Source organism: Nocardia sp. NPDC050413, from assembly GCF_040655475.1.
Classification (GTDB): Bacteria; Actinomycetota; Actinomycetes; order Mycobacteriales; family Mycobacteriaceae; genus Nocardia; species Nocardia coubleae.
The window spans coordinates 53,959-72,379 of the sequence record NZ_JBFAJZ010000012.1 but is presented as its reverse complement, the minus strand read 5'-3'; the positions used below and the strand labels follow the sequence as shown (position 1 = coordinate 72,379).

Genomic DNA, 18,421 nt, shown 5'->3' with positions numbered 1-18,421 from the left:
GTCGCCGCAGTCTGTATCTGCTATTGTAATGATATCACTCAGATATCGGAGGATGTCATGGAACTGCGGCCCGCCTTTCGCTTCAACGGATTTGCCGTCCTACTCGGGTGGTTGGTGTCCACCCTGCTGTTCGGCGCCCTCGCGGTGCTGTCGCTGATCTCGGTGTCCAAGCACGACGGCGGCGCACTCGCCTGGGCGGGCGCGGTGGTCGGCGTGCTCGGCGTGGTGATCGTCGCCGCGCTGGCCACCGGGCTGATCGTGGTCGACCCCAACGAGGCCAAGGTCGTCACCTTCTTCGGCCGCTACATCGGCTCGGTCAGCGAACCCGGCTTCTTCTCGGTGGTCCCGCTCAGCGACCGCAAGTCCATCTCGCTGCGGGTGCGCAACTTCGAGACCCAGAAACTGAAGGTCAACGACGCCGACGGCAATCCCGTCGAGATCGCGGCCGTGGTGGTCTACAAGGTGGTCGACAGCTTCAAGGCCGCCTTCGCGGTCGACGACTACGAGGAGTACGTCGAGACCCAGTCCGAGGCCGCGGTCCGTCACCTGGCGACCACGCACCCCTACGACGCCCACGACGACGCCCGCACCAGCCTGCGCGACGGCGCCGAGGTGGCCGAGGAACTCACCGTCGAACTGCGCGAACGCACCCTCACCGCCGGTATCGAGGTGGTCGAGGCCCGCATCACCCACCTGGCCTACGCGCCCGAGATCGCGCAGGCGATGCTGGTCCGTCAGCAGGCCGCGCAGGTGGTCGCCGCCCGCACCCAGATCGTCGAGGGCGCCGTCGGCATGGTCGCCCTTGCGCTCGACCGCCTCGCCGAACAGGGCACCGTCGAACTCGACGAGGAACGCAAGGCCAATATGGTCTCCAACCTGCTCGTCGTCCTCTGCGGCGACCGCGCGACGCAACCGGTCGTCAACGCCGGATCCCTCTACTGAGGTCGACTGTGCCCGCGCCGAAGAGAGAACCCAAAAAGGTTCTGCTGCGGCTCGACCCGGCCGTCCACGAGGCCATCGCCAAGTGGGCGGCCGACGACCTGCGCAGCATCAACTCCCAGATCGAATACGCCCTGCGCGTCGCCCTCGAGCAGGTCGGCCGAAAGCCCAAGCGCGACTGAGTCGCTCGGATCGGGCCCCTCGGACGCTCGACGTGGTGATCTGTCACGGCGCCCGACCGGCCGACCTGGGCGAACACCAGGTTTCGTCTGGAACGACGCGCCGAGCCGTGCACGGCGACAACCGAACTCGACCGCGCCGGTAAATTGATCCGGTGCCCATCTCGTTCGACATTCCTGGAATGCAACAGTTGGACGACACGACCTGGGGGAATCCGGCCACTCGTGATGTCGTCGCGCTGAACTACGTCAACGGCGCACCCGATCTGCCCGCGCGGCTCGACGATCCGAAGCGGCTGCGCAGGCGGCTGGCCGAACACCACGCGCGCACCGGCTGCCTGATCGAGGCATTCGTGGTGTGGGTCGACCAGTTGCCCGCGTTGCTGCGCGTCGAGAAGACACGGATGCCGGGTCCGCACGGTGAGCTCGTGTTCGCGGCGTCCATCGTGGTGCCCAAGGACCGCTGCTCGGCGGTGTTCCAGATCATCTGCCCGGAGACGGGGCCGCCGGGGGAGCGGGAACGGACGATCGGCCGCCGGTTCCGCCGCGACGAGATGTGCCCGCCCCACCCCTACGCGCCGGGCCTGCGCGGGAAACTGCCGTACCTGCTGTCCGACGACGTCCGCTTCGACGCCGAATTCCCGCATCACGCGCTCACCAGAGCGCGCCGCTGGGTCGCCGAAACGGTGCCGAACGTCCAGGTCGCCCCGTCGTTCGCGGCGCTGCCCGACTTCTAGGCGCCAGGCAGCCCGGTGTCGGCGGGCTTCTCGGTGACGAAGATGGCGGTGCCGGGGAAGATCTCCCCACGCAACGGCGACCACTGCCCCCATTCGCGGTCGAGCCACTCCGGCCAGTCCGGTTCAACGATGTCGAGCAGGGTCAGGCCCGCGCCGACGATCTCGCGCACCCGGTCACCGATCGTGCGATGGTGCTCGACGTAGGTCGGAACACCGTCGCCGTCGACCTCTACATAGGGCGTGCGGTCGAAATACGGAATACGGGCCACCAGGCCGGCCTCACCCGGATCGTCGGGAAAGATCCAGCGCATCGGGTGATTGACCGAGAACACCCACCGCCCGCCCGGCCTGAGCACCCGCGCCACTTCGCGCATCACCCGCGCCGAATCGGCGACGAACGGCACCCCGCCGAACGCCGAACAGGCCAGATCGAAGGATTCGTCCGCGAACGGCAACGCCTCCGCGCCCGCCTGGACCAGCGGCACCCGCGGTCCGCCCTGCTCCATCGCGGCCACACCGCGCGCGAGCATCCCCATCGACACGTCCAGCCCGACCGGATGTGCGCCCTGCCCCGCCAGCCAGCGCGAACACGGCGCCGAACCGCACCCGATCTCGAGCACCCGCTTGCCCGTCACGTCGCCCAGAAAGCGCATGTCGCCCTCGTGCAGCCCCTCCGGGCACCACACGAACTCGCCGCCGGGGGAGTCGACACCGAGGAAATCGGCATGGGTCTGGTGGTACTGGTCGGCGTCGGCGTCCCACCAGCGCCTGCTGGCGCGTTCGCTGTCGGCCGAGCCGATCCTGGTTCGGGTGGTCGCCGCGGTTCCCAGCAGCGCGTTTGCCTGCGCATGGCGTTCGTCATCGGACACGGCGCCAAGGGTATCGGCGGGATCGGGGGGTGGTTTGCCCGGCTGGAACACCCTCGCGTAGGCTGAGGCACGCGAGTGTCTTTCGAGGAACCTCTCACGAGGAACGCTGTGCGCCGGGGTTGATGCGTACAGTATCCGATGACGGAGTCGCCCGTGCTGAGTTTGATCAGCGGCAATGTCGGCGGTCCGTGCGATACTTGTTCGGTCCCTCGTCGCCTCGTCGCGGTGATCTCGCAGCGTACCGAAAGTTCCAATGTCCGCAACCGACCACAATCCGTCCGGAGCAAACCCACATATGCCCACCACCGTCACCTCGCCGCAGGTAGCCGTCAACGACATCGGCTCCGCCGAGGATTTCCTCGCCGCCATCGACGCCACGATCAAGTACTTCAACGATGGCGACATCGTCGAGGGAACCATCGTCAAGGTCGATCGTGACGAGGTCCTGCTCGACATCGGTTACAAGACCGAAGGCGTCATCCCCTCCCGTGAACTCTCCATCAAGCACGATGTCGACCCGAACGAGGTCGTTTCCGTGGGCGATGCGGTCGAGGCCCTGGTTCTCACCAAGGAGGACAAGGAAGGCCGCCTGATCCTGTCGAAGAAGCGGGCTCAGTACGAGCGCGCGTGGGGCACGATCGAGGAGCTCAAGGAGAAGGACGAGGCCGTCAAGGGCACCGTCATCGAGGTCGTCAAGGGCGGCCTGATCCTCGACATCGGTCTCCGTGGCTTCCTGCCCGCCTCGCTCGTCGAGATGCGTCGCGTCCGCGACCTCCAGCCGTACGTCGGCAAGGAGATCGAGGCCAAGATCATCGAGCTCGACAAGAACCGCAACAACGTGGTCCTGTCGCGTCGCGCCTGGCTCGAGCAGACCCAGTCCGAGGTCCGCAGCGAGTTCCTGCACCAGCTGCAGAAGGGCCAGGTCCGCAAGGGTGTGGTCTCCTCGATCGTCAACTTCGGTGCCTTCGTGGACCTGGGCGGCGTCGACGGCCTGGTGCACGTCTCCGAGCTGTCCTGGAAGCACATCGACCACCCGTCCGAGGTCGTCGAGGTCGGCAACGAGGTCACCGTCGAGGTTCTCGACGTCGATCTGGACCGCGAGCGCGTCTCCCTGTCGCTCAAGGCGACCCAGGAGGACCCGTGGCGTCAGTTCGCCCGGACCCACGCGATCGGCCAGATCGTGCCCGGCAAGGTCACCAAGCTGGTTCCCTTCGGTGCCTTCGTGCGCGTCGAAGAGGGCATCGAGGGCCTGGTGCACATCTCCGAGCTGGCCGAGCGCCACGTGGAGGTCCCGGACCAGGTCGTGGCCGTCGGCGACGACGCGATGGTCAAGGTCATCGACATCGACCTGGAGCGTCGCCGGATCTCGCTGTCGCTGAAGCAGGCGAACGAGGACTACCACGCCGAATTCGACCCGTCGAAGTACGGCATGGCCGACAGCTACGACGAAGCGGGCAACTACATCTTCCCCGAGGGCTTCGATCCCGAGACCAACGAATGGCTCGAGGGCTTCGACAAGCAGCGTGAAGAGTGGGAAGGCCGCTACGCCGAGGCCGAGCGTCGCCACAAGATGCACACCGCTCAGATGGAGAAGATGGCTGCCGACGCGGCTGCCGAAGCCGCCGCGGGCGGTCCGGCCGCGGGCAACTACTCCTCCGAGAGCGGCAACGCCACGCAGGCCACCTCCGGTCCGGCCGAGTCCACCGGCGGTTCGCTCGCCAGTGACGCGCAGCTGGCGGCTCTGCGGGAGAAGCTCAGCGGTAACGCCTGATTCAGGTAGAGCAACACAGTCGAAGGCCCCGGTCCACACGGACCGGGGCCTTCGGCCTGTTTCCGGCCCGGTCGATCACACAGGGCGTGCACGGCAACGAGCCCACCCGTTCGCAACGGGTGGGCTCGGGTGGTCGGTACTCAGTTGGCGGCGGCGGGCACCCAGTAGGTGGAACCCATGCTTGTGCGCTTGCGCATCGCGGCGAAACTGTGTCTGGCGGGCGAGATCAGAGCGGTGAACCAGGACCGGCGATATTCGGCGAGAGTCGCTGCCACGGCAGGGAATTCAACGCAGTGCACACCGCCGGGCATGCCGAGGCGGTGGCGAGCCGTCCGGTGTTGTGTGGTGCCCATGATCATCCTTCGCTCGCTGGTGATTGGCCTTCTCGCCTGCGCGAAGGTTAGTCGACACGACGCGCCCGGCCCCGGATTTGCCGCCGCCGCATATCGGCGTGTCGGGAACACCTGACCTGCTCCGGGCGCGGGGATGCGAGACTTGGCGCATGTTGCGGATCGGCCTCACCGGAGGCATGGGAGCGGGTAAGTCCACAGTGGCCAGGACCATGGTCGAACTGGGGGCGGTGGTGATCGATTCCGACGCCATCGCGCGCGAGGTGGTCGCCCCGGGCACCCCGGGTCTGGCCGCGCTGGTGGACGAGTTCGGCGAGTCGATCCTGGCCGAGGACGGCAGCCTCGACCGGCCCGCGCTGGCGGCGGTGGCCTTCGCCGACGACACCTCACGCGGCAAGCTCAACGCCATCACCCATCCGTTGGTCGGCGCCCGTACTGCCGAACTCATCGGCGCCGCACCCGCCGATGCCATTGTGGTGCAAGACATTCCGTTGCTGGTGGAGAACGGACTCGCCCCACTCATGCAGCTGGTCGTCGTGGTCGGTGCCGATGTCGAGACCCGGTTGCGCAGGCTGGTCGAGCAGCGCGGTGTCGCCGAGGCCGATGCGCTGGCCCGGATCGCCGCGCAGGCCACCGACGAGCAGCGGCACGCCGTGGCCGACGTGTGGCTCGACAACAACGGTGCACCCGGTGCGGTCGAGGAGCAGGTGCGGGCGCTGTGGGAACGGCGGCTGGTGCCCTTCGAGCGCAATCAGCGCGAGGGGGTGCGGGCGCGGGCGGAGTACCGGTTGGTGCCGCACGACCCGGAGTGGAGCGCGCAGGCCCGCCGGATCATCGCCCGGCTGCACCTGGTGTGCGGTGCTGCGGCGGTGCGCATCGACCATGTCGGTTCGACGGCGGTGAGCGGGCTGCCCGCCAAGGACCTCATCGACATCCAGGTGACTGTGGCCGACCTGGAAACCGCTGACGCACTGGCGGATTCGCTGGCAGCCGCGGGATTCCCGCGCGCGGTCGGCATCACGCACGACAACCCGAAGCCCACGCCCGAGGATCCGGCGGGCACCGACGTGGACCTGTGGGCAAAACGCTTGCACGGCAACGCGGATCCCGGCCGACCGGCGAATATTCATCTGCGCGTGCAGGACTCGCCCGGTCAGCGGCTCGCGCTCGACTTCCGCGACTGGTTGCGGGCGGAGGAGGACGTGCGGACGGAGTATCTGGAGATCAAGCGGACGGCCGAACGGGCGGCGGCGGGGAAGTCGGGCGAGGCGGCGGGCGAGGCCTATTACGCGGTGAAGGAACCGTGGTTCGACGTGGTCTACCCGAGGGTCGGTGAATGGGCTCGCGCCCGCGCGTAATCTCGGTCGGCATCTGTTAAACGTCAATGTTTCAAAAACTGTCCGCAGCGGACGGCGCGCTGGTTACATTGTGGCGAGTCACTACCGGGTGACTCGATTCACAGGGAAGTTGTAGCGCGTATGACAACACATCACCGTCTCGGCCGTGCGGGCTTCGGCATCACCGCGTTCGGCGCTGTCGCCGCCACCATCGTGCTGGCCGCCCCACAGGCCTCGGCCTGGGTGGGCAACCTCAGCGTCGCGGGCACCGATCACAAGGTCGGGTGCAGCTACAAGCTGACGGCCAGCGTCGAGGTCGACAGGCTGACCTCGGTGAAGTTCACCGACAACGGTCAGGACATCGGCACGGTCTCGCCCTCGCTGCTCTCCGGCACGGTGAGCATGACCTGGAAGCCGACCACGACGGGCCAGCACAAGCTCGAGGCGCGGCAGCTGCTGATCAGCGACTCGATCACCGTTACCGTCGGTGAGGCGGCCGCGACCGGCAGCGCAGGCTGCGGTGGTGGCCTCGGCGACCTGCTCGGCAGCGGTTCGGCGGGCTGATCGATGACGAAACCGCCCGTGACCTGTCCGGTCGCGGGCGGTTTCGTCGTTTCAGCGCCAGGTCAGGGTCATGCCGTGGGTGGCGAGCCACGCCTCTAGCGAGTACCCGTGCGCGGCGATCCCGTCGACCGCAGCGACCGCGTGTTCGATCGCCGCCTGGGCCTGGTCGGCATCGAGCAGGCCCTCGGTCTGCGCGGCGAGTAGTTCGTCGATGTCGACCAGGCGCACATCGCGGCCCGTGCGGACCAGCAGGTCGAGGTAGTGGTCCACCGAGCGCCACAGTGTGGGGGAGTCCCTGGTGAAGACGCCGACATCGACGTAGACGTCCTGCCACTGCTCGATGCCGGGGTTGTACCAGAGTTTGGACGCGCGCAGCGACAGGCTCGGCAGCAGCCACGATTCCAGATAGTGGAAGCTGGCGTGGTCGGAGTGCCGCCCCATGTAGAGGCCCCACGGCTCCTCCCGGTACACCTCGACCGGTCGTACGAAACCCTTCGGGTCGGTGTTGGTCTTGGCCGCCACGTCGAACAGCTCGATTTTGGGCGGGTGCACGTGCACGGTCGAGGCCTGGGTCATGTGCGCAGAATCTACCGGCACGCGGGCAGGTGTGCCGCTCGCTTTCACGCCGGGACGAATCTGTCGGTGGCTGCGCCTAACCTGGTGTGCATGGCATTCGCAACCGAGATCCCGGCCGAAGGGTACGAAGAGCGGGGGCACCCGCTCGCGCATTCGGAGCACCGCCCGGTCGGTGAGATCGAGCGCAAGGGTGGCCGCTTCGAGGTGGTCAGCCCGCATCAGCCGGCAGGCGATCAGCCCGCCGCCATCGCCGAGCTCGAGCGCCGCATCAACGCGGGGGAGAAGGACGTGGTGCTGCTCGGTGCCACCGGTACCGGCAAGTCGGCGACCACCGCCTGGCTGATCGAGAAGCTGCAGCGGCCCACCCTGATGCTCGCGCCGAACAAGACCCTGGCGGCCCAGCTGGCCAACGAACTGCGGGAGATGTTGCCGCACAACGCGGTCGAGTACTTCGTCTCGTACTATGACTACTACCAGCCCGAGGCCTACATCGCCCAGACCGATACCTACATCGAGAAGGACAGCTCGATCAACGACGACGTCGAGCGGCTGCGGCACTCGGCCACCTCCAGCCTGCTGTCGCGCCGCGATGTCGTGGTGGTCGCGTCGGTGTCGTGCATCTACGGTCTCGGTACGCCGCAGTCGTACCTGGACCGCTCGGTGCAGCTCGAGGTCGGCGGCGAGATCGACCGCGACGCGCTGCTGCGGCTGCTGGTCGATGTGCAGTACACCCGCAACGACATGGCGTTCACGCGCGGGTCGTTCCGGGTGCGCGGCGACACCGTCGAGATCATCCCCTCCTACGAGGAGCTCGCGGTCCGCATCGAGTTCTTCGGCGACGAGATCGAGGCGCTGTACTACCTGCACCCGCTCACCGGCGATGTGGTCCGCCAGGTCGACTCGCTGCGCATCTTCCCCGCCACCCACTACGTGGCGGGCCCGGAGCGCATGGAGAAGGCCGTCGCCGCCATCGAGGAGGAGCTGGCCGCCCGCCTGGCCGAGCTCGAGGGCCAGGGCAAACTGCTCGAGGCGCAGCGCTTGCGCATGCGCACCGAATACGACCTGGAGATGATCCGCCAGGTCGGCTTCTGTTCGGGCATCGAGAACTATTCGCGCCACATCGACGGTCGCCCCGCGGGGTCGGCGCCCGCCACCCTGCTCGACTACTTCCCCGACGACTTCCTGCTGGTCATCGACGAATCCCACGTCACCGTCCCGCAGATCGGTGGTATGTACGAGGGCGATATGTCGCGCAAGCGCAACCTCGTCGAGTTCGGGTTCCGGCTGCCCTCGGCGGTCGACAACCGGCCGCTCACCTGGGAGGAGTTCGCCGACCGGATCGGGCAGGCGGTGTACCTGTCGGCTACGCCCGGGCCGTACGAGCTCGGCCAGGTGGGCGGTGAGGTCGTGGAACAGGTCATCCGCCCGACCGGTCTCGTCGACCCGCAGGTGGTGGTGAAACCCACCAAGGGCCAGATCGACGACCTGGTGCACGAGATCCGGCAGCGCACCGAGCGCGACGAGCGCGTGCTCGTCACCACGCTCACCAAGAAGATGTCCGAGGACCTCACCGACTACCTGCTCGGGCTCGGGGTCCGGGTGCGGTACCTGCATTCGGAGATCGACACCCTGCGCCGCGTGGAACTGCTGCGCCAGCTGCGCCTCGGCGAATACGACGTGCTCGTCGGCATCAACCTGCTGCGCGAGGGCCTCGACCTGCCCGAGGTGTCGCTGGTGGCGATCCTCGACGCCGACAAGGAGGGCTTCCTCCGATCGAGCACCAGCCTCATCCAGACCATCGGCCGCGCGGCCCGCAACGTGTCGGGTGAAGTGCACATGTACGCCGACAAGATCACCGACTCGATGCGCCACGCCATCGACGAGACCGACCGCCGCCGCGCCAAGCAGATCGCCTACAACGAGGCCAACGGCATCGACCCGCAGCCCCTGCGCAAGAAGATCGCCGACATCCTCGACCAGGTGTACCTGGAGGCGGGCGACGAGGTGGCCGTCGGCGGTTCCGGCCGCAACGTCAGCCGTGGCAGGCGTGCCCAGGGCGAACCCGGCCGTGCGGTGAGCGCGGGCATCTACGCCGAACGCGACGTGAAGTCGATGCCGCGCGCCGAACTGGCCGACCTCGTCGCCTCCCTCACCGACCAGATGATGAACGCCGCCCGCGAACTGCAATTCGAGCTGGCAGGCCGCTTACGTGACGAAATCGCCGACCTGAAGAAGGAACTGCGCGGAATGGACGCTGCGGGGTTGAGCTGAGTATGTCGACCCGGCGACCACGGGTTTTCGGCCGCCTCGCGTCCGAGGTGCGAGACGGAACGCCGAAGGCGCAGTATCGCACCTCGGACGCGAGGCACACGGGGCCGGAAACCCCGCGGCGCCAGCCGCTAATCAGACACAGCCATCCAGGCGGCTACGCGTCGGTCGGCCTCCTCGCGGGAGACGTTCTCGACGCGGGTCATGACCGCCCAGCGGTGGCCGAACGGGTCGACGATCACGCCGTAGCGGTCGCCGGTGACGAAGGTCTGTACGTCCTCGACCACGCGCGCGCCGCGGGCGACGGCACGCGCGAAGGCCTCGTCGACATCCGGGCAGTAGTGCACGATCGAGGTGTGCACCCAGCCTTCGGGAGCGCGAACACTGTTGTCGGACAGTGGGATTCCGAGCTGCAGGGTGGAATCGCCGATGAGCAGCTCGGCGTGGACGGGCCTGCCCTCGGCATCGTCGGCGCGGCTGAGCACCTTCGCGCCGAAGACCTCGGAGTAGAAGTCGATGGCCGCCTCGCCGTCGGCGACGGCCAGGAAACAGGTGATGGAGTGGTACCCCTCGGGGATGGGTGCAACGTTCATGGTTTCGATCCTGCTCACCCGGCGCTCGCCGGTCTTGTAAGAACGCGACACCGGCGATGACGACCGGCGATCTCGACGACGCGAAGGGGATCCTGCTCCCGCGCGAGCAGGCCAGACACCGCTCGCTGCGGCGGCTGGAAGTCGGTCCCGCGCTGGCGGAATTCGCCGACCGGTACTGGGTGGTGCGCTGGGATCTGCGTGGCAGACCCGCGTTCCGTGCCGAGGTGCTGTCGTTTCCGTGCGTGAACGTCACCTTCGAACGCAGCAGCACCCGCACCGGCGGATTCGTGAACGGCGTGTGCACCTCCAAGTACGTGCGCGATCTCGACGGCGAGGGCGAGACATTCGGAATCCGCTTCCGCCCAGGCGGTTTCGGAGCCTTCACCGGGCGTGATGTCGGTGCCTTCCGTGACGGTTCGGCGCCTCTCACCGAGGTGCTGCCCGAAGCGGCGGGGCTGGCCGAGCGGGTACTGGCCGAACCGTCCGACGAGAACCGGGTGAGGATCGTCGAGGAATTCTTCGGCGGTCGTGGCGGTGCCGACGACCCGCAGTTCGCGCTGGTGTCGCGCATCGTGACGGCGATGGCGCGAGATCCCGAGCTCACCCGCGTGGACCAGGTCACCGAACGGTTCGCGGTGCCCATGCGCACCGTGCAGCGGTTGTTCCGCCGCTATGTGGGCGCCGGCCCGAAATGGGTGCTGTGCCGGTTCCGGTTGCAGGACGCCGCCGATCTGCTCGCCCACTCCGACCCGGATCTGGCCGAGTTGGCCACCGATCTCGGCTATTTCGATCAGGCGCATTTCAGCCGGGAATTCACCGCGCAGATCGGGATGCCGCCCCGCGAATACGCGCGCCGCGCCCGCGCGATGGACGCGGCGGCCGCAACGCTGTGAACGGGCACGGCGCCGCCGGTGTTGTGACGAAAATCCCAGGCCCGCAGCGGCGTTGATTGTGTTGTGATTTGCCACAATTTTGTCGGCTCGCCGTTCGATCGGCGCAGGTGAATGCCGACGGCACCGCCCATAATCCGGCACCGCCCGACAAAGTGACCCAACACTCCCGGTGTGATCTGTTGCGAATTGTCGATAAATCGGCGCGTTGTGGCGTTATGGTCGACGCAATTGCCGCGCCGATGCTCGATTCCCGGGTCGTTCGGCGCTGCACCGACCAAGTTGGAGGAGAGATGACCGCCTACCGGACCATTGTCGTCGGTACTGATGGCTCGGATTCGTCGTACGTCGCGGTGGAGAAGGCTGCGGCGCTCGCTGCCGACGCGGACGCGACTCTCGTGCTGGCCTGCGCCTACTTCCCGACCGATGATCGCGATGTCGCCGCCGCCGCCGATGTGCTCAAGGACGAGGCCTACCAGGTCCGTGGCTCGGCGCCGACCAACGAGATCCTGCACGTCGCCCGCGAGAAGGCGGTGGCCGCCGGTGCGAAGAACATCGTCGAGCGCGCCATCGTCGGCGAGCCGGTGGATTCCCTGCTCGAGCTGATCAAGGAGACCAAGGCCGACCTGCTCGTCGTCGGTAACCGTGGCCTCAACACCCTCACCGGCCGCCTGCTCGGCTCCGTCCCCTCGGACGTGGCCCGCAAGTCCCGCTCGGACGTCCTGATCGTCCACACGGTGCGCTGAGGTTCGACCACACGCCGAGGGCGCCGCGCCATCGCGCGGCGCCCTCGGCTGTTTTCACCGCATTACGGGCTCCTGCCTTGTGCCGTCACGCAATCCGATCGACATGATGTCGCTCGGTTCGTCGAGTTCGATCCGGTGCCAGCGGCCACGTGGCACCACGAACGCGGTGCCCGCGGTCAGTGCCACGACATACTCTTCCTCGCCGACCGTCTCGGATCGCAGGTACAACCGCATCGCGCCCGTCAAGCAGCACACCGCCTCGTCGCCGGTGGGATGCATCTCCCAGTGGTCGGCGTGCACATCGGCGTCGGTCTCGACGTGGAAGGTGGCCAGCTGCCAGCCATCTGTGCCTGCGGTCATCCGGCGTTCCGCGGCGCTCACCGCTCCCTCCGGCTCGAATCGGAGGGCGCGGTCGAACAGGTTGATCGGGGACATCGTTCTTCCTCTCGTCGTGCTGGTGCGGGAACATGTTGGCGGGCAAGTGGTTCGGTGCGTGGCGTGCGCGGAAGGGCGACGGCGGCGATCGCCGCGGCTACGGCGAACAGCAGTGCGGCGACGGCGAGGGCGAACGCATAGCCGTCGGTCAGCGCCGTCGGATCGCTGCCGGTGCCGGTCCTGCTCGCGGCGAGGGTGGCGAGCGTGGCGACACCGATGCTGCCGCCGAGCTGACGGGCACTGTTGAAAGCGCCGGAGGCCATGCCCGCCTCGCCGGGCGCGACGGCGGTGACAGCGGCCGATGCCACCGGCGCCAAGCACAGGCCGAGTCCGAAACCGCCGATCAGCGACGGACCGAGGACGTCGGCCAGAACGCTGCCGTCGGGGCTGATCAGTGCGAACCAGCCGATACCGGCCGTGGTCAGCACCGCACCGCCGATCAGGATCGGTCGTGGCGAACGGTTCGCCCCGATCCGTGTCGCGACCAGCGTGCCAGCGATGACGCACAGCGAGAACGGCAGGAAGGCCGCCCCCGCCGCGCCCGCGCCGAGCCGCAGGACCTGCTGCAGATACAGCGAGACCAGGTAGAACGCCGAGAATTGGCCTGCCGCGGCGAACAGCACGAAGAGGTTGGCGCCGAGCACCCACCGGTTGCCGAGCAGTCCGAGGCGCAGCAGCGGATTTCGCGCGCGGCGTTCGATGATCACGAACGCAGTGAGCGCGACGAGGGCCGCGACGAGCGTCGTACCGGTCGTCACCGAGAACCAGCCGTGGCGATCGGTGCGGATGACGCCGGTCACCAGCAGTCCGACTCCGGCGGTCGCGGTGAGCGCACCGAGGAGGTCGAGGTGCGCGGGCGCGCCGGACGGTCGGTCCGCGGGAACGCCTGCGGCCGTGGACAGTAGCGCCACCGCGACGATCGGGACATTGACCAGCATCACCCAGCGCCAGTCCGCGTACTCGGTGAGCAGGCCCCCGACGAGCACGCCGAGCGCACCACCCGCCGCATTGACGCCACCCCACACGCCGAGAGCGCGGACCCGCGCAGGCCCTTCAGGAAACACCGTGGTGAGGGTCGCCAGCGCGGCGGGCGCGACGGCGGCCGCCGCGATGCCCTGCGCGGCGCGCGCGGCGACCAGCTGCCAAGGTGCCTGCGCGAGCCCGCCGGCGAGAGAGGCGAGGCCGAAGGCGATCAAACCGGCGGTGAACAGCCGTCGCCGACCGTACAGGTCGCACGCCTTCCCCCCGAGCAGCAGAAATCCACCGAAGGTCAGCGCGTAGACGTGCACGACCCAGGCCAGGTCCAGGGGCGTGAAACCGAGTGCGTCGCCGATCGAGGGGAGCGCGACATTCACGACTGCCATGTCCAAGCGACCATGAACTGCGCGACGGCAACGGCGGTCAATGCGGCGCCGGGGCGCGGGGGTGACGACGGACCTGTGTCCAGGCCTGCGCCGGCTGATGGGTCAAGATGGATCTATGGCAACCTCGTCGCGCACCGGAAGACCGGCCCGAATCTCTCGCGCCGACATCGTGGCCGCCGCCCACGGTGTGATCGACACCGACGGTGTCGAGAAGCTGACGATGCGCAGGCTGGCCACCGAACTGGGCTGTACGCCGATGGCGCTCTATCACCACGTCCGCGACAAGGACGCGCTGCTGCGGCTACTTCTCGACGATTACGCCGACGAGGTCGAGTGGCCGGAGCTGCCCGATGACCCACGGCAACGAATTCTGGTGGCCGCCACGGCGATGCACGATGTGCTGGCCGCCCGGCCGTGGGTGGTCGAAGTGCTCGTCGACGGCGACCTTTTCGGCCGTTCGGCGCTGTGGTTTCCCGAGACCATCATCGACGCCGGGGTCGCGGCCGGTCTGTCGCTCGACCGGGCAGCCGAGGCCTATCGCGCCGTCTGGCACTACACCGCGGGCGAGCTGATCATCACCGCGCGTTCCGCCCGCCGGGCCGCGCTCGGGCCGACCTATCGCGCCGAGGTGTTCGCGAACCTCGACGCCGAGACGACGCCACGGCTGGCCGAAATCGGTTCTCGCTGGACCGATTTCGACACGACAACCGCCTATGGCGCCGGGCTGGCCGCGCTGGTCGACGGGCTGCTGTCCGCGCCCCGCTGACCCTAGGCCTGCTTCACGCGAGCGCGGACAACACCTCGGGTAGCTCTTCGGTATGAACCACCGAGAGCCGCTGGGTGGCACGGGTGAGCGCGACGTAGAGGTCGTTGAGGCCGCGCGGTGACTCCTTGACGATGGCCTGCGGTTCCACCAGGTACACGCGGTCGAACTCCAGGCCCTTGGCGTCGTGCACCGTGAGGACCTGCACCGATTCGCCTGCCAGCGAGGATAATTCGGGGACGAGCGCGGCGGGGGCGAGGACGGCGGCGGTGCCGGGGGCCTGCTCGGCGGCGATCAGCCGGGCCAGTTCGTCCCGCACTTCCGCAGGCGAAACGCGATGTGCGCGAGGGGGATTGCCTGTTTCGCGGACCGAGCGCGGTGCCTGGGCAGTGGGGTCGATGGCGGCGAGGACATCGGCGGCCACGGCCATGATCTCGGCGGGCGTGCGGTAGTTGACCGTGAGCTCGGTGAGCTTCCAGCGTTTGGCCACATAGGGTTCCAGCACCCGCTGCCACGACGACGCGCCCGCCGGGTCGCCGGTCTGGGCGACGTCGCCGACGACGGTGATCCAGCGATTCGGGATGCGGCGCATCACCATTCGCCACGCCATCTCCGACAATTCCTGTGCCTCGTCGACGATCACATGTCCATAGGTCCAGGTGCGGTCACCCGCGGCGCGCTCGGCGGTGGTCTGCCGGTTGCCGAACTCCTGGCGCTGGGCCAGCTGGGAGGCGTCGATCAGGTCGTAGGCCATCAGGATCTCGGGATCGAGTTCGTCCTCGATGTCCTGCGGCGCGGAACCGGTGAGGATGTCGAGCGCGTCCTGGGCCTCGGCCAGCTGCGCGCGCCACCGGCGGCGGGCCCGTTCCCGCTCCTCGGTGTCGTCCACGCCGAGCAGTTCGGCGAGTTCGTCGAGCAGCGGTGCGTCGGCGGCGGAGAACGTGCCGTCGTCGGAGCGGACGAGTTCGGCGCGGTCCTCGGGGCTCAGCGATTTGGCGGCGCGGTCGAGGCGGGCCGGGTCGGCGAGCAGATCGGCGAGGACCTCCTGGGGTGAGAGCACCGGCCACAGCGCGCTGATCGCGGCCTGCACCTGCGGGTCGGCGCGCATCTCGTCACCGATCTCGCTCAGATCGGCCGAGCTGAGCAGGCTGGTGCCGCCGGACAGATCGGCGCCCATCGTCGCGGCCAGCTGATCGGTGAGCGCGTCGATCACCGACGAGGCGAAGATCGGCCGCGCGAGATTGTGCGGACGGCGCGAGGAACGCGCCCGGCCACGCGCCCGGGTCGCGATCTTGCGATCCAGCAGCACCGGGTAGCCGTCGAAGGTGAGCCGCACCGGGTCGGCGGGCACTTCCTGCCGGTCGCGCACCGCCTGCTTGAGCACCTCGAGCATGTCGAGCGAACCCTTGATCTCACCCGCGCGCAGCGAATCCTCGCGGACCGCCTTCACCCCCGGATACAGGTCACCGATGGTGGACAGCAGCACACCGGTCTCACCGAGCGAGGGCAACACCTGCCCGATGTAGTCGAGGAAGGTGGCGTTGGGGCCGATGATGAGCACACCGCTCTTGGCCAGCTGCTGACGGAAGGTGTAGAGCAGGTAGGCGGCCCGGTGCAGCGCCACCGCCGTCTTGCCGGTGCCCGGCCCACCCTGCACCACGAGCACACTCTTGTGCTCGGAGCGGATGATCGCGTCCTGTTCGCTCTGGATCGTCTCGACGATGTCGTTCATGTGCCCGGTGCGGGCCGCGTTCAGCGCGGCGAGCAGGGCGCTCTCGCCGCCCACGCCGTCGTCGGTACCCACCGCGCCGTCGCGTTCGGCGGCGCCGAGGTCGAGATACTCGTCGTTGATCGCGGTGACCGTGCGGTTGCGCGAGCGGATGTGACGGCGGCGGACCACGTCCTCGGGATTGGCGGTGGTCGCCAGGTAGAACGGGCGCGCCAGGGGAGCGCGCCAGTCCAGGAGCAGCGGCTCGTAGTCGTTGTCCTCGTCGAGGATGCCGAGGCGGCCGATGTAGCGGGCGGCGTCCTCGGTGGCGTCCAGGTCGATGCGGCCGAAGCACAGACCGTGCTCGGCGGCATCGTATTTGGCCAGGTCCTCGCTGTAGAGCGCGGTGAACGACTCACGTTCGCTGCGGGCCTGCGGGGTGCCGCCGGCTTCCAGCAGGACCGTCTTGAGCCGGTTCTGCGCGTAGTCGCGCATGGCGTCGAGGCGGTCGTAGAGCACCGTGAGGTACTGCTGTTCCTGTTCGATCTCGCGGCCGCGCCCGCCCTGGTCGGTGGTTGCGCGGTCGTCGGCGAGGCGGTCGGGCAAAACAGGACTCCTTTGTCACCGCGTTGAGAACAGAGTTGTCGAGTCTACTTGCCCCCGGACGGCAGCGCGCCCGTCGCGGGGAAGACTTCGTCACCGGTCACCGGCGTGAAGTGCTCGACCACCGGGAAAGGCTCATAGAAGTGATGTAACAGCGCACGCCAGCGCTGATATTCCGGCGACCCGCGAAACCCCTCGGTGTGATCGCTCAGCCGCGCCCACCGCACCAGCAGCAGGTAGGTGTCGGGCCGCTCCACGCACCGCGACAACGACAGCCCACCGAAGCCGGGCATACCGGCGATGATCGGGTAGGCCTGCGCGAAGGCCGCCTCGAAGGCGTCGGCGGAACCGGGGCGGACGGGCAGCAGAGCGTGTTCGACGATCACGCCGACCAGTTTGTCAGGACGCGTGCGTGGTGTGATTGCGGCGACCGGAGGGCTTGTCGCGGTACATGGCCAGATCGGCGTCGTGCAGCACCGCCTCGGGGGTGCGGCGCTCGTGCGGGCCGAGCTCGGTGACGCCGATGGAGGCGCTGACCTCGAGACGGTGCCCGCTCGCGATGATCGGCTCGGCCATGGTGACGCGCAGCCGTTCGATCAGGCGCGGCAGATCGGTGCGCTGCGGTTGCCCGGCGAGCAGCACGAGGAACTCGTCCCCACCGAGCCTGCCGACCAAGTCCTCGGCGCGCAGCGCCCGTTGCAGCCGCTGGGCGACGATCTGCAGGACCGTGTCGCCGATGGCGTGGCCGAGAGTGTCGTTGATCGCCTTGAACCCGTCGAGATCGATGAACAACACGGTGGTGACCAAGGTGCCGCCCTCGTCGGCCAGTGCCGTCGACAACTGCGACAGGATCAGCGACCGGTTCGCCAGTCCCGTCAGCGCGTCGTGGGTGGCCTGGTACTCGAGCTGCATCTTGCTCGCCCGGTATTCGGTGACATCGGCGAACGACGACACGCCCGCCGAGTCCGGGCTGTCGGGGTTGAGCAGCCGGCAGTTGCACGACAGCCACACCTGCTGGCCGTCGGCCCGGCGCACCCCGAACACGAACCGCGTCACCGGTTCGCCGGTCGTCAGCGTGTGCGCCATCGGATGCCTGCCAACGGGCAGCGGCTGCCCCTCCCAGTCGATCATCGTGACGGGCAGCTCGTCGAAACGCGCACCGAGGACCGGCGCGGAGTCGGCGATGCCGAGGATGCGCCTGCCCGCCGGATTGATCGACTCGAGCCTGCCCCGCCGGTCGACGACCAGCACACCCTCCTCGAGCTGGGAGACCACGGTGGTGAAATACGCCTCGGCCTGCCGTGCGGAGGCCTCCGCGGCCCGCTGCGCGGTCAGATCGTGCACCACCACCTGGTAGGCCACCTCGCCCTGCCAGGCCGTGAGAACCGACACCGTCTGCACGGGCACCTTCCGCCCGTCGATGCGCAACAGGTCCATTTCGGTCGGCGGTGACGCCGCGCCCTCGGCGGTGAGCTGGGCGATCCGGTCGAGCATCGGTGGAATGGAGTCGGGATGCACGAAATGGGTGATCCGCAATCCGAGCAGGTCCTCGGCCGTGTGCGCACCGAGCAGTCGCACCATCGCCGGGTTCACGTAGACGATGACGCCCGCCTCGTGCACGCAGATGGCATCGGGTGTGTGCTCGACCAGCGAGCGGTACCGCTGGGCGAGCAGCTCGGCGTTCGCCGCGTCGGTGTCGGTTTGTCTCACTGCGATACCCCCGATCTCG

At 68.3% G+C, this 18,421-nt stretch carries 19 protein-coding genes; 10 read left to right on the top strand and 9 right to left on the bottom strand.

Translation table 11 applies throughout. The annotated features are described in order from the left end of the window. The first annotated feature begins 57 nt into the window (after positions 1 to 57). The 3 genes from AB0I19_RS24230 to AB0I19_RS24220 all read left to right on the top strand — a co-directional run bounded on the left by AB0I19_RS24230 (position 58) and on the right by AB0I19_RS24220 (position 1,855). A complete protein-coding gene (locus tag AB0I19_RS24230) occupies positions 58 to 942 on the top strand; it encodes an SPFH domain-containing protein (RefSeq protein WP_357151400.1) in 885 nt (294 codons plus the stop codon). Positions 943 to 950: 8 nt separating this feature from the next. After that, positions 951 to 1,121, top strand: a complete 171-nt coding sequence (locus AB0I19_RS24225) for a hypothetical protein (protein WP_357151398.1) — start codon at positions 951 to 953, stop codon at positions 1,119 to 1,121. A 179-nt stretch (positions 1,122 to 1,300) separates the two neighbouring features. Then, a complete protein-coding gene (locus AB0I19_RS24220; protein WP_225282525.1) occupies positions 1,301 to 1,855 on the top strand; it encodes a hypothetical protein in 555 nt (184 codons plus the stop codon). On the opposite strand, the gene AB0I19_RS24215 is transcribed toward AB0I19_RS24220, so the two are convergent. Next, positions 1,852 to 2,724, bottom strand: a complete 873-nt coding sequence (locus tag AB0I19_RS24215; protein ID WP_357151396.1) for a class I SAM-dependent methyltransferase — start codon at positions 2,722 to 2,724, stop codon at positions 1,852 to 1,854. The genes AB0I19_RS24220 and AB0I19_RS24215 overlap by 4 nt on opposite strands. Before the next feature lie 295 nt (positions 2,725 to 3,019). On the opposite strand from AB0I19_RS24215, the gene rpsA reads away from it, so the two are divergent. Continuing rightward, positions 3,020 to 4,495 carry a 30S ribosomal protein S1 gene (gene rpsA, locus AB0I19_RS24210; protein ID WP_067498011.1) on the top strand — a complete coding sequence of 492 codons (1,476 nt, stop codon included), beginning with the start codon at positions 3,020 to 3,022 and terminating at the stop codon, positions 4,493 to 4,495. A gap of 140 nt (positions 4,496 to 4,635) precedes the next feature. Here rpsA and AB0I19_RS24205 read toward each other — a convergent pair whose 3' ends face one another. Next, positions 4,636 to 4,848 (bottom strand): hypothetical protein, encoded by a 213-nt coding sequence (locus AB0I19_RS24205; protein ID WP_357151394.1) that lies wholly within the window; start codon positions 4,846 to 4,848, stop codon positions 4,636 to 4,638. 149 nt (positions 4,849 to 4,997) lie between these two features. Here AB0I19_RS24205 and coaE point away from each other — a divergent pair, with 149 nt between their 5' ends. Both coaE and AB0I19_RS24195 read left to right on the top strand, forming a co-directional pair. After that, positions 4,998 to 6,203, top strand: coding sequence for a dephospho-CoA kinase (coaE, locus tag AB0I19_RS24200; RefSeq protein ID WP_357151392.1), 1,206 nt, complete (start codon positions 4,998 to 5,000; stop codon positions 6,201 to 6,203). 120 nt (positions 6,204 to 6,323) lie between these two features. Continuing rightward, complete coding sequence (locus AB0I19_RS24195; RefSeq protein WP_357151390.1) at positions 6,324 to 6,746, top strand: hypothetical protein; 423 nt, start codon at positions 6,324 to 6,326, stop codon at positions 6,744 to 6,746. A 51-nt stretch (positions 6,747 to 6,797) separates the two neighbouring features. Here the strand turns inward: AB0I19_RS24195 and AB0I19_RS24190 are convergent, their stop codons facing one another. Next, positions 6,798 to 7,322: a DUF402 domain-containing protein gene (locus AB0I19_RS24190; protein ID WP_357151388.1), complete on the bottom strand. Its 525-nt coding sequence runs from the start codon at positions 7,320 to 7,322 to the stop codon at positions 6,798 to 6,800. A 90-nt stretch (positions 7,323 to 7,412) separates the two neighbouring features. On the opposite strand from AB0I19_RS24190, the gene uvrB reads away from it, so the two are divergent. Further along, a complete protein-coding gene (gene uvrB, locus AB0I19_RS24185; protein WP_067497998.1) occupies positions 7,413 to 9,593 on the top strand; it encodes an excinuclease ABC subunit UvrB in 2,181 nt (726 codons plus the stop codon). Between the two features lie 128 nt (positions 9,594 to 9,721). Here uvrB and AB0I19_RS24180 read toward each other — a convergent pair whose 3' ends face one another. Continuing rightward, the gene (locus AB0I19_RS24180) at positions 9,722 to 10,183 is read right to left on the bottom strand and encodes a VOC family protein (protein ID WP_357151386.1); all 462 of its coding nucleotides are present in this window, start codon (positions 10,181 to 10,183) and stop codon (positions 9,722 to 9,724) included. Positions 10,184 to 10,239: 56 nt separating this feature from the next. Between AB0I19_RS24180 and AB0I19_RS24175 the strand changes: the two genes are divergently transcribed. Together AB0I19_RS24175 and AB0I19_RS24170 are read left to right on the top strand one after the other, a co-directional pair. Further along, the gene (locus AB0I19_RS24175; protein ID WP_357151384.1) at positions 10,240 to 11,076 is read left to right on the top strand and encodes an AraC family transcriptional regulator; all 837 of its coding nucleotides are present in this window, start codon (positions 10,240 to 10,242) and stop codon (positions 11,074 to 11,076) included. Between the two features lie 290 nt (positions 11,077 to 11,366). Next, a complete protein-coding gene (locus tag AB0I19_RS24170; protein WP_067498187.1) occupies positions 11,367 to 11,819 on the top strand; it encodes a universal stress protein in 453 nt (150 codons plus the stop codon). Between the two features lie 54 nt (positions 11,820 to 11,873). Here the strand turns inward: AB0I19_RS24170 and AB0I19_RS24165 are convergent, their stop codons facing one another. Together AB0I19_RS24165 and AB0I19_RS24160 are read right to left on the bottom strand one after the other, a co-directional pair. After that, positions 11,874 to 12,200 carry a cupin domain-containing protein gene (locus AB0I19_RS24165; protein ID WP_357151381.1) on the bottom strand — a complete coding sequence of 109 codons (327 nt, stop codon included), beginning with the start codon at positions 12,198 to 12,200 and terminating at the stop codon, positions 11,874 to 11,876. Next, the gene (locus AB0I19_RS24160; RefSeq protein ID WP_357151379.1) at positions 12,197 to 13,618 is read right to left on the bottom strand and encodes an MFS transporter; all 1,422 of its coding nucleotides are present in this window, start codon (positions 13,616 to 13,618) and stop codon (positions 12,197 to 12,199) included. Before AB0I19_RS24160 ends, AB0I19_RS24165 begins: the two co-directional genes overlap by 4 nt. Before the next feature lie 115 nt (positions 13,619 to 13,733). Here AB0I19_RS24160 and AB0I19_RS24155 point away from each other — a divergent pair, with 115 nt between their 5' ends. Then, a complete protein-coding gene (locus AB0I19_RS24155) occupies positions 13,734 to 14,384 on the top strand; it encodes a TetR/AcrR family transcriptional regulator C-terminal domain-containing protein (RefSeq protein ID WP_357151377.1) in 651 nt (216 codons plus the stop codon). 13 nt (positions 14,385 to 14,397) lie between these two features. On the opposite strand, the gene AB0I19_RS24150 is transcribed toward AB0I19_RS24155, so the two are convergent. Genes AB0I19_RS24150 through AB0I19_RS24140 form a run of 3 tightly spaced genes read right to left on the bottom strand, consistent with a single transcriptional unit; the run spans position 14,398 to position 18,402 of the window. Next, positions 14,398 to 16,695 carry a 3'-5' exonuclease gene (locus AB0I19_RS24150; protein ID WP_357151375.1) on the bottom strand — a complete coding sequence of 766 codons (2,298 nt, stop codon included), beginning with the start codon at positions 16,693 to 16,695 and terminating at the stop codon, positions 14,398 to 14,400. 44 nt (positions 16,696 to 16,739) lie between these two features. Further along, positions 16,740 to 17,078 carry an antibiotic biosynthesis monooxygenase gene (locus tag AB0I19_RS24145; RefSeq protein ID WP_357151373.1) on the bottom strand — a complete coding sequence of 113 codons (339 nt, stop codon included), beginning with the start codon at positions 17,076 to 17,078 and terminating at the stop codon, positions 16,740 to 16,742. A 13-nt stretch (positions 17,079 to 17,091) separates the two neighbouring features. Beyond that, complete coding sequence (locus tag AB0I19_RS24140; RefSeq protein ID WP_357151371.1) at positions 17,092 to 18,402, bottom strand: diguanylate cyclase; 1,311 nt, start codon at positions 18,400 to 18,402, stop codon at positions 17,092 to 17,094. Positions 18,403 to 18,421 lie beyond the last annotated feature (19 nt).

What these genes read in the sequence shown, in the direction of transcription:
- AB0I19_RS24175 (WP_357151384.1), top strand. Translation starts at nt 10,240, where the DNA reads ATGACGACCGGCGATCTCGACGACGCGAAGGGGATCCTGCTCCCGCGC.
- uvrB (WP_067497998.1), top strand. Translation starts at nt 7,413, where the DNA reads ATGGCATTCGCAACCGAGATCCCGGCCGAAGGGTACGAAGAGCGGGGG.
- AB0I19_RS24160 (WP_357151379.1), bottom strand. Translation starts at nt 13,618, where the DNA reads ATGGCAGTCGTGAATGTCGCGCTCCCCTCGATCGGCGACGCACTCGGT.
- AB0I19_RS24220 (WP_225282525.1), top strand. Translation starts at nt 1,301, where the DNA reads ATGCAACAGTTGGACGACACGACCTGGGGGAATCCGGCCACTCGTGAT.
- coaE (WP_357151392.1), top strand. Translation starts at nt 4,998, where the DNA reads ATGTTGCGGATCGGCCTCACCGGAGGCATGGGAGCGGGTAAGTCCACA.
- AB0I19_RS24230 (WP_357151400.1), top strand. Translation starts at nt 58, where the DNA reads ATGGAACTGCGGCCCGCCTTTCGCTTCAACGGATTTGCCGTCCTACTC.
- rpsA (WP_067498011.1), top strand. Translation starts at nt 3,020, where the DNA reads ATGCCCACCACCGTCACCTCGCCGCAGGTAGCCGTCAACGACATCGGC.
- AB0I19_RS24195 (WP_357151390.1), top strand. Translation starts at nt 6,324, where the DNA reads ATGACAACACATCACCGTCTCGGCCGTGCGGGCTTCGGCATCACCGCG.
- AB0I19_RS24190 (WP_357151388.1), bottom strand. Translation starts at nt 7,322, where the DNA reads ATGACCCAGGCCTCGACCGTGCACGTGCACCCGCCCAAAATCGAGCTG.
- AB0I19_RS24155 (WP_357151377.1), top strand. Translation starts at nt 13,734, where the DNA reads ATGGCAACCTCGTCGCGCACCGGAAGACCGGCCCGAATCTCTCGCGCC.
- AB0I19_RS24170 (WP_067498187.1), top strand. Translation starts at nt 11,367, where the DNA reads ATGACCGCCTACCGGACCATTGTCGTCGGTACTGATGGCTCGGATTCG.
- AB0I19_RS24180 (WP_357151386.1), bottom strand. Translation starts at nt 10,183, where the DNA reads ATGAACGTTGCACCCATCCCCGAGGGGTACCACTCCATCACCTGTTTC.
- AB0I19_RS24205 (WP_357151394.1), bottom strand. Translation starts at nt 4,848, where the DNA reads ATGGGCACCACACAACACCGGACGGCTCGCCACCGCCTCGGCATGCCC.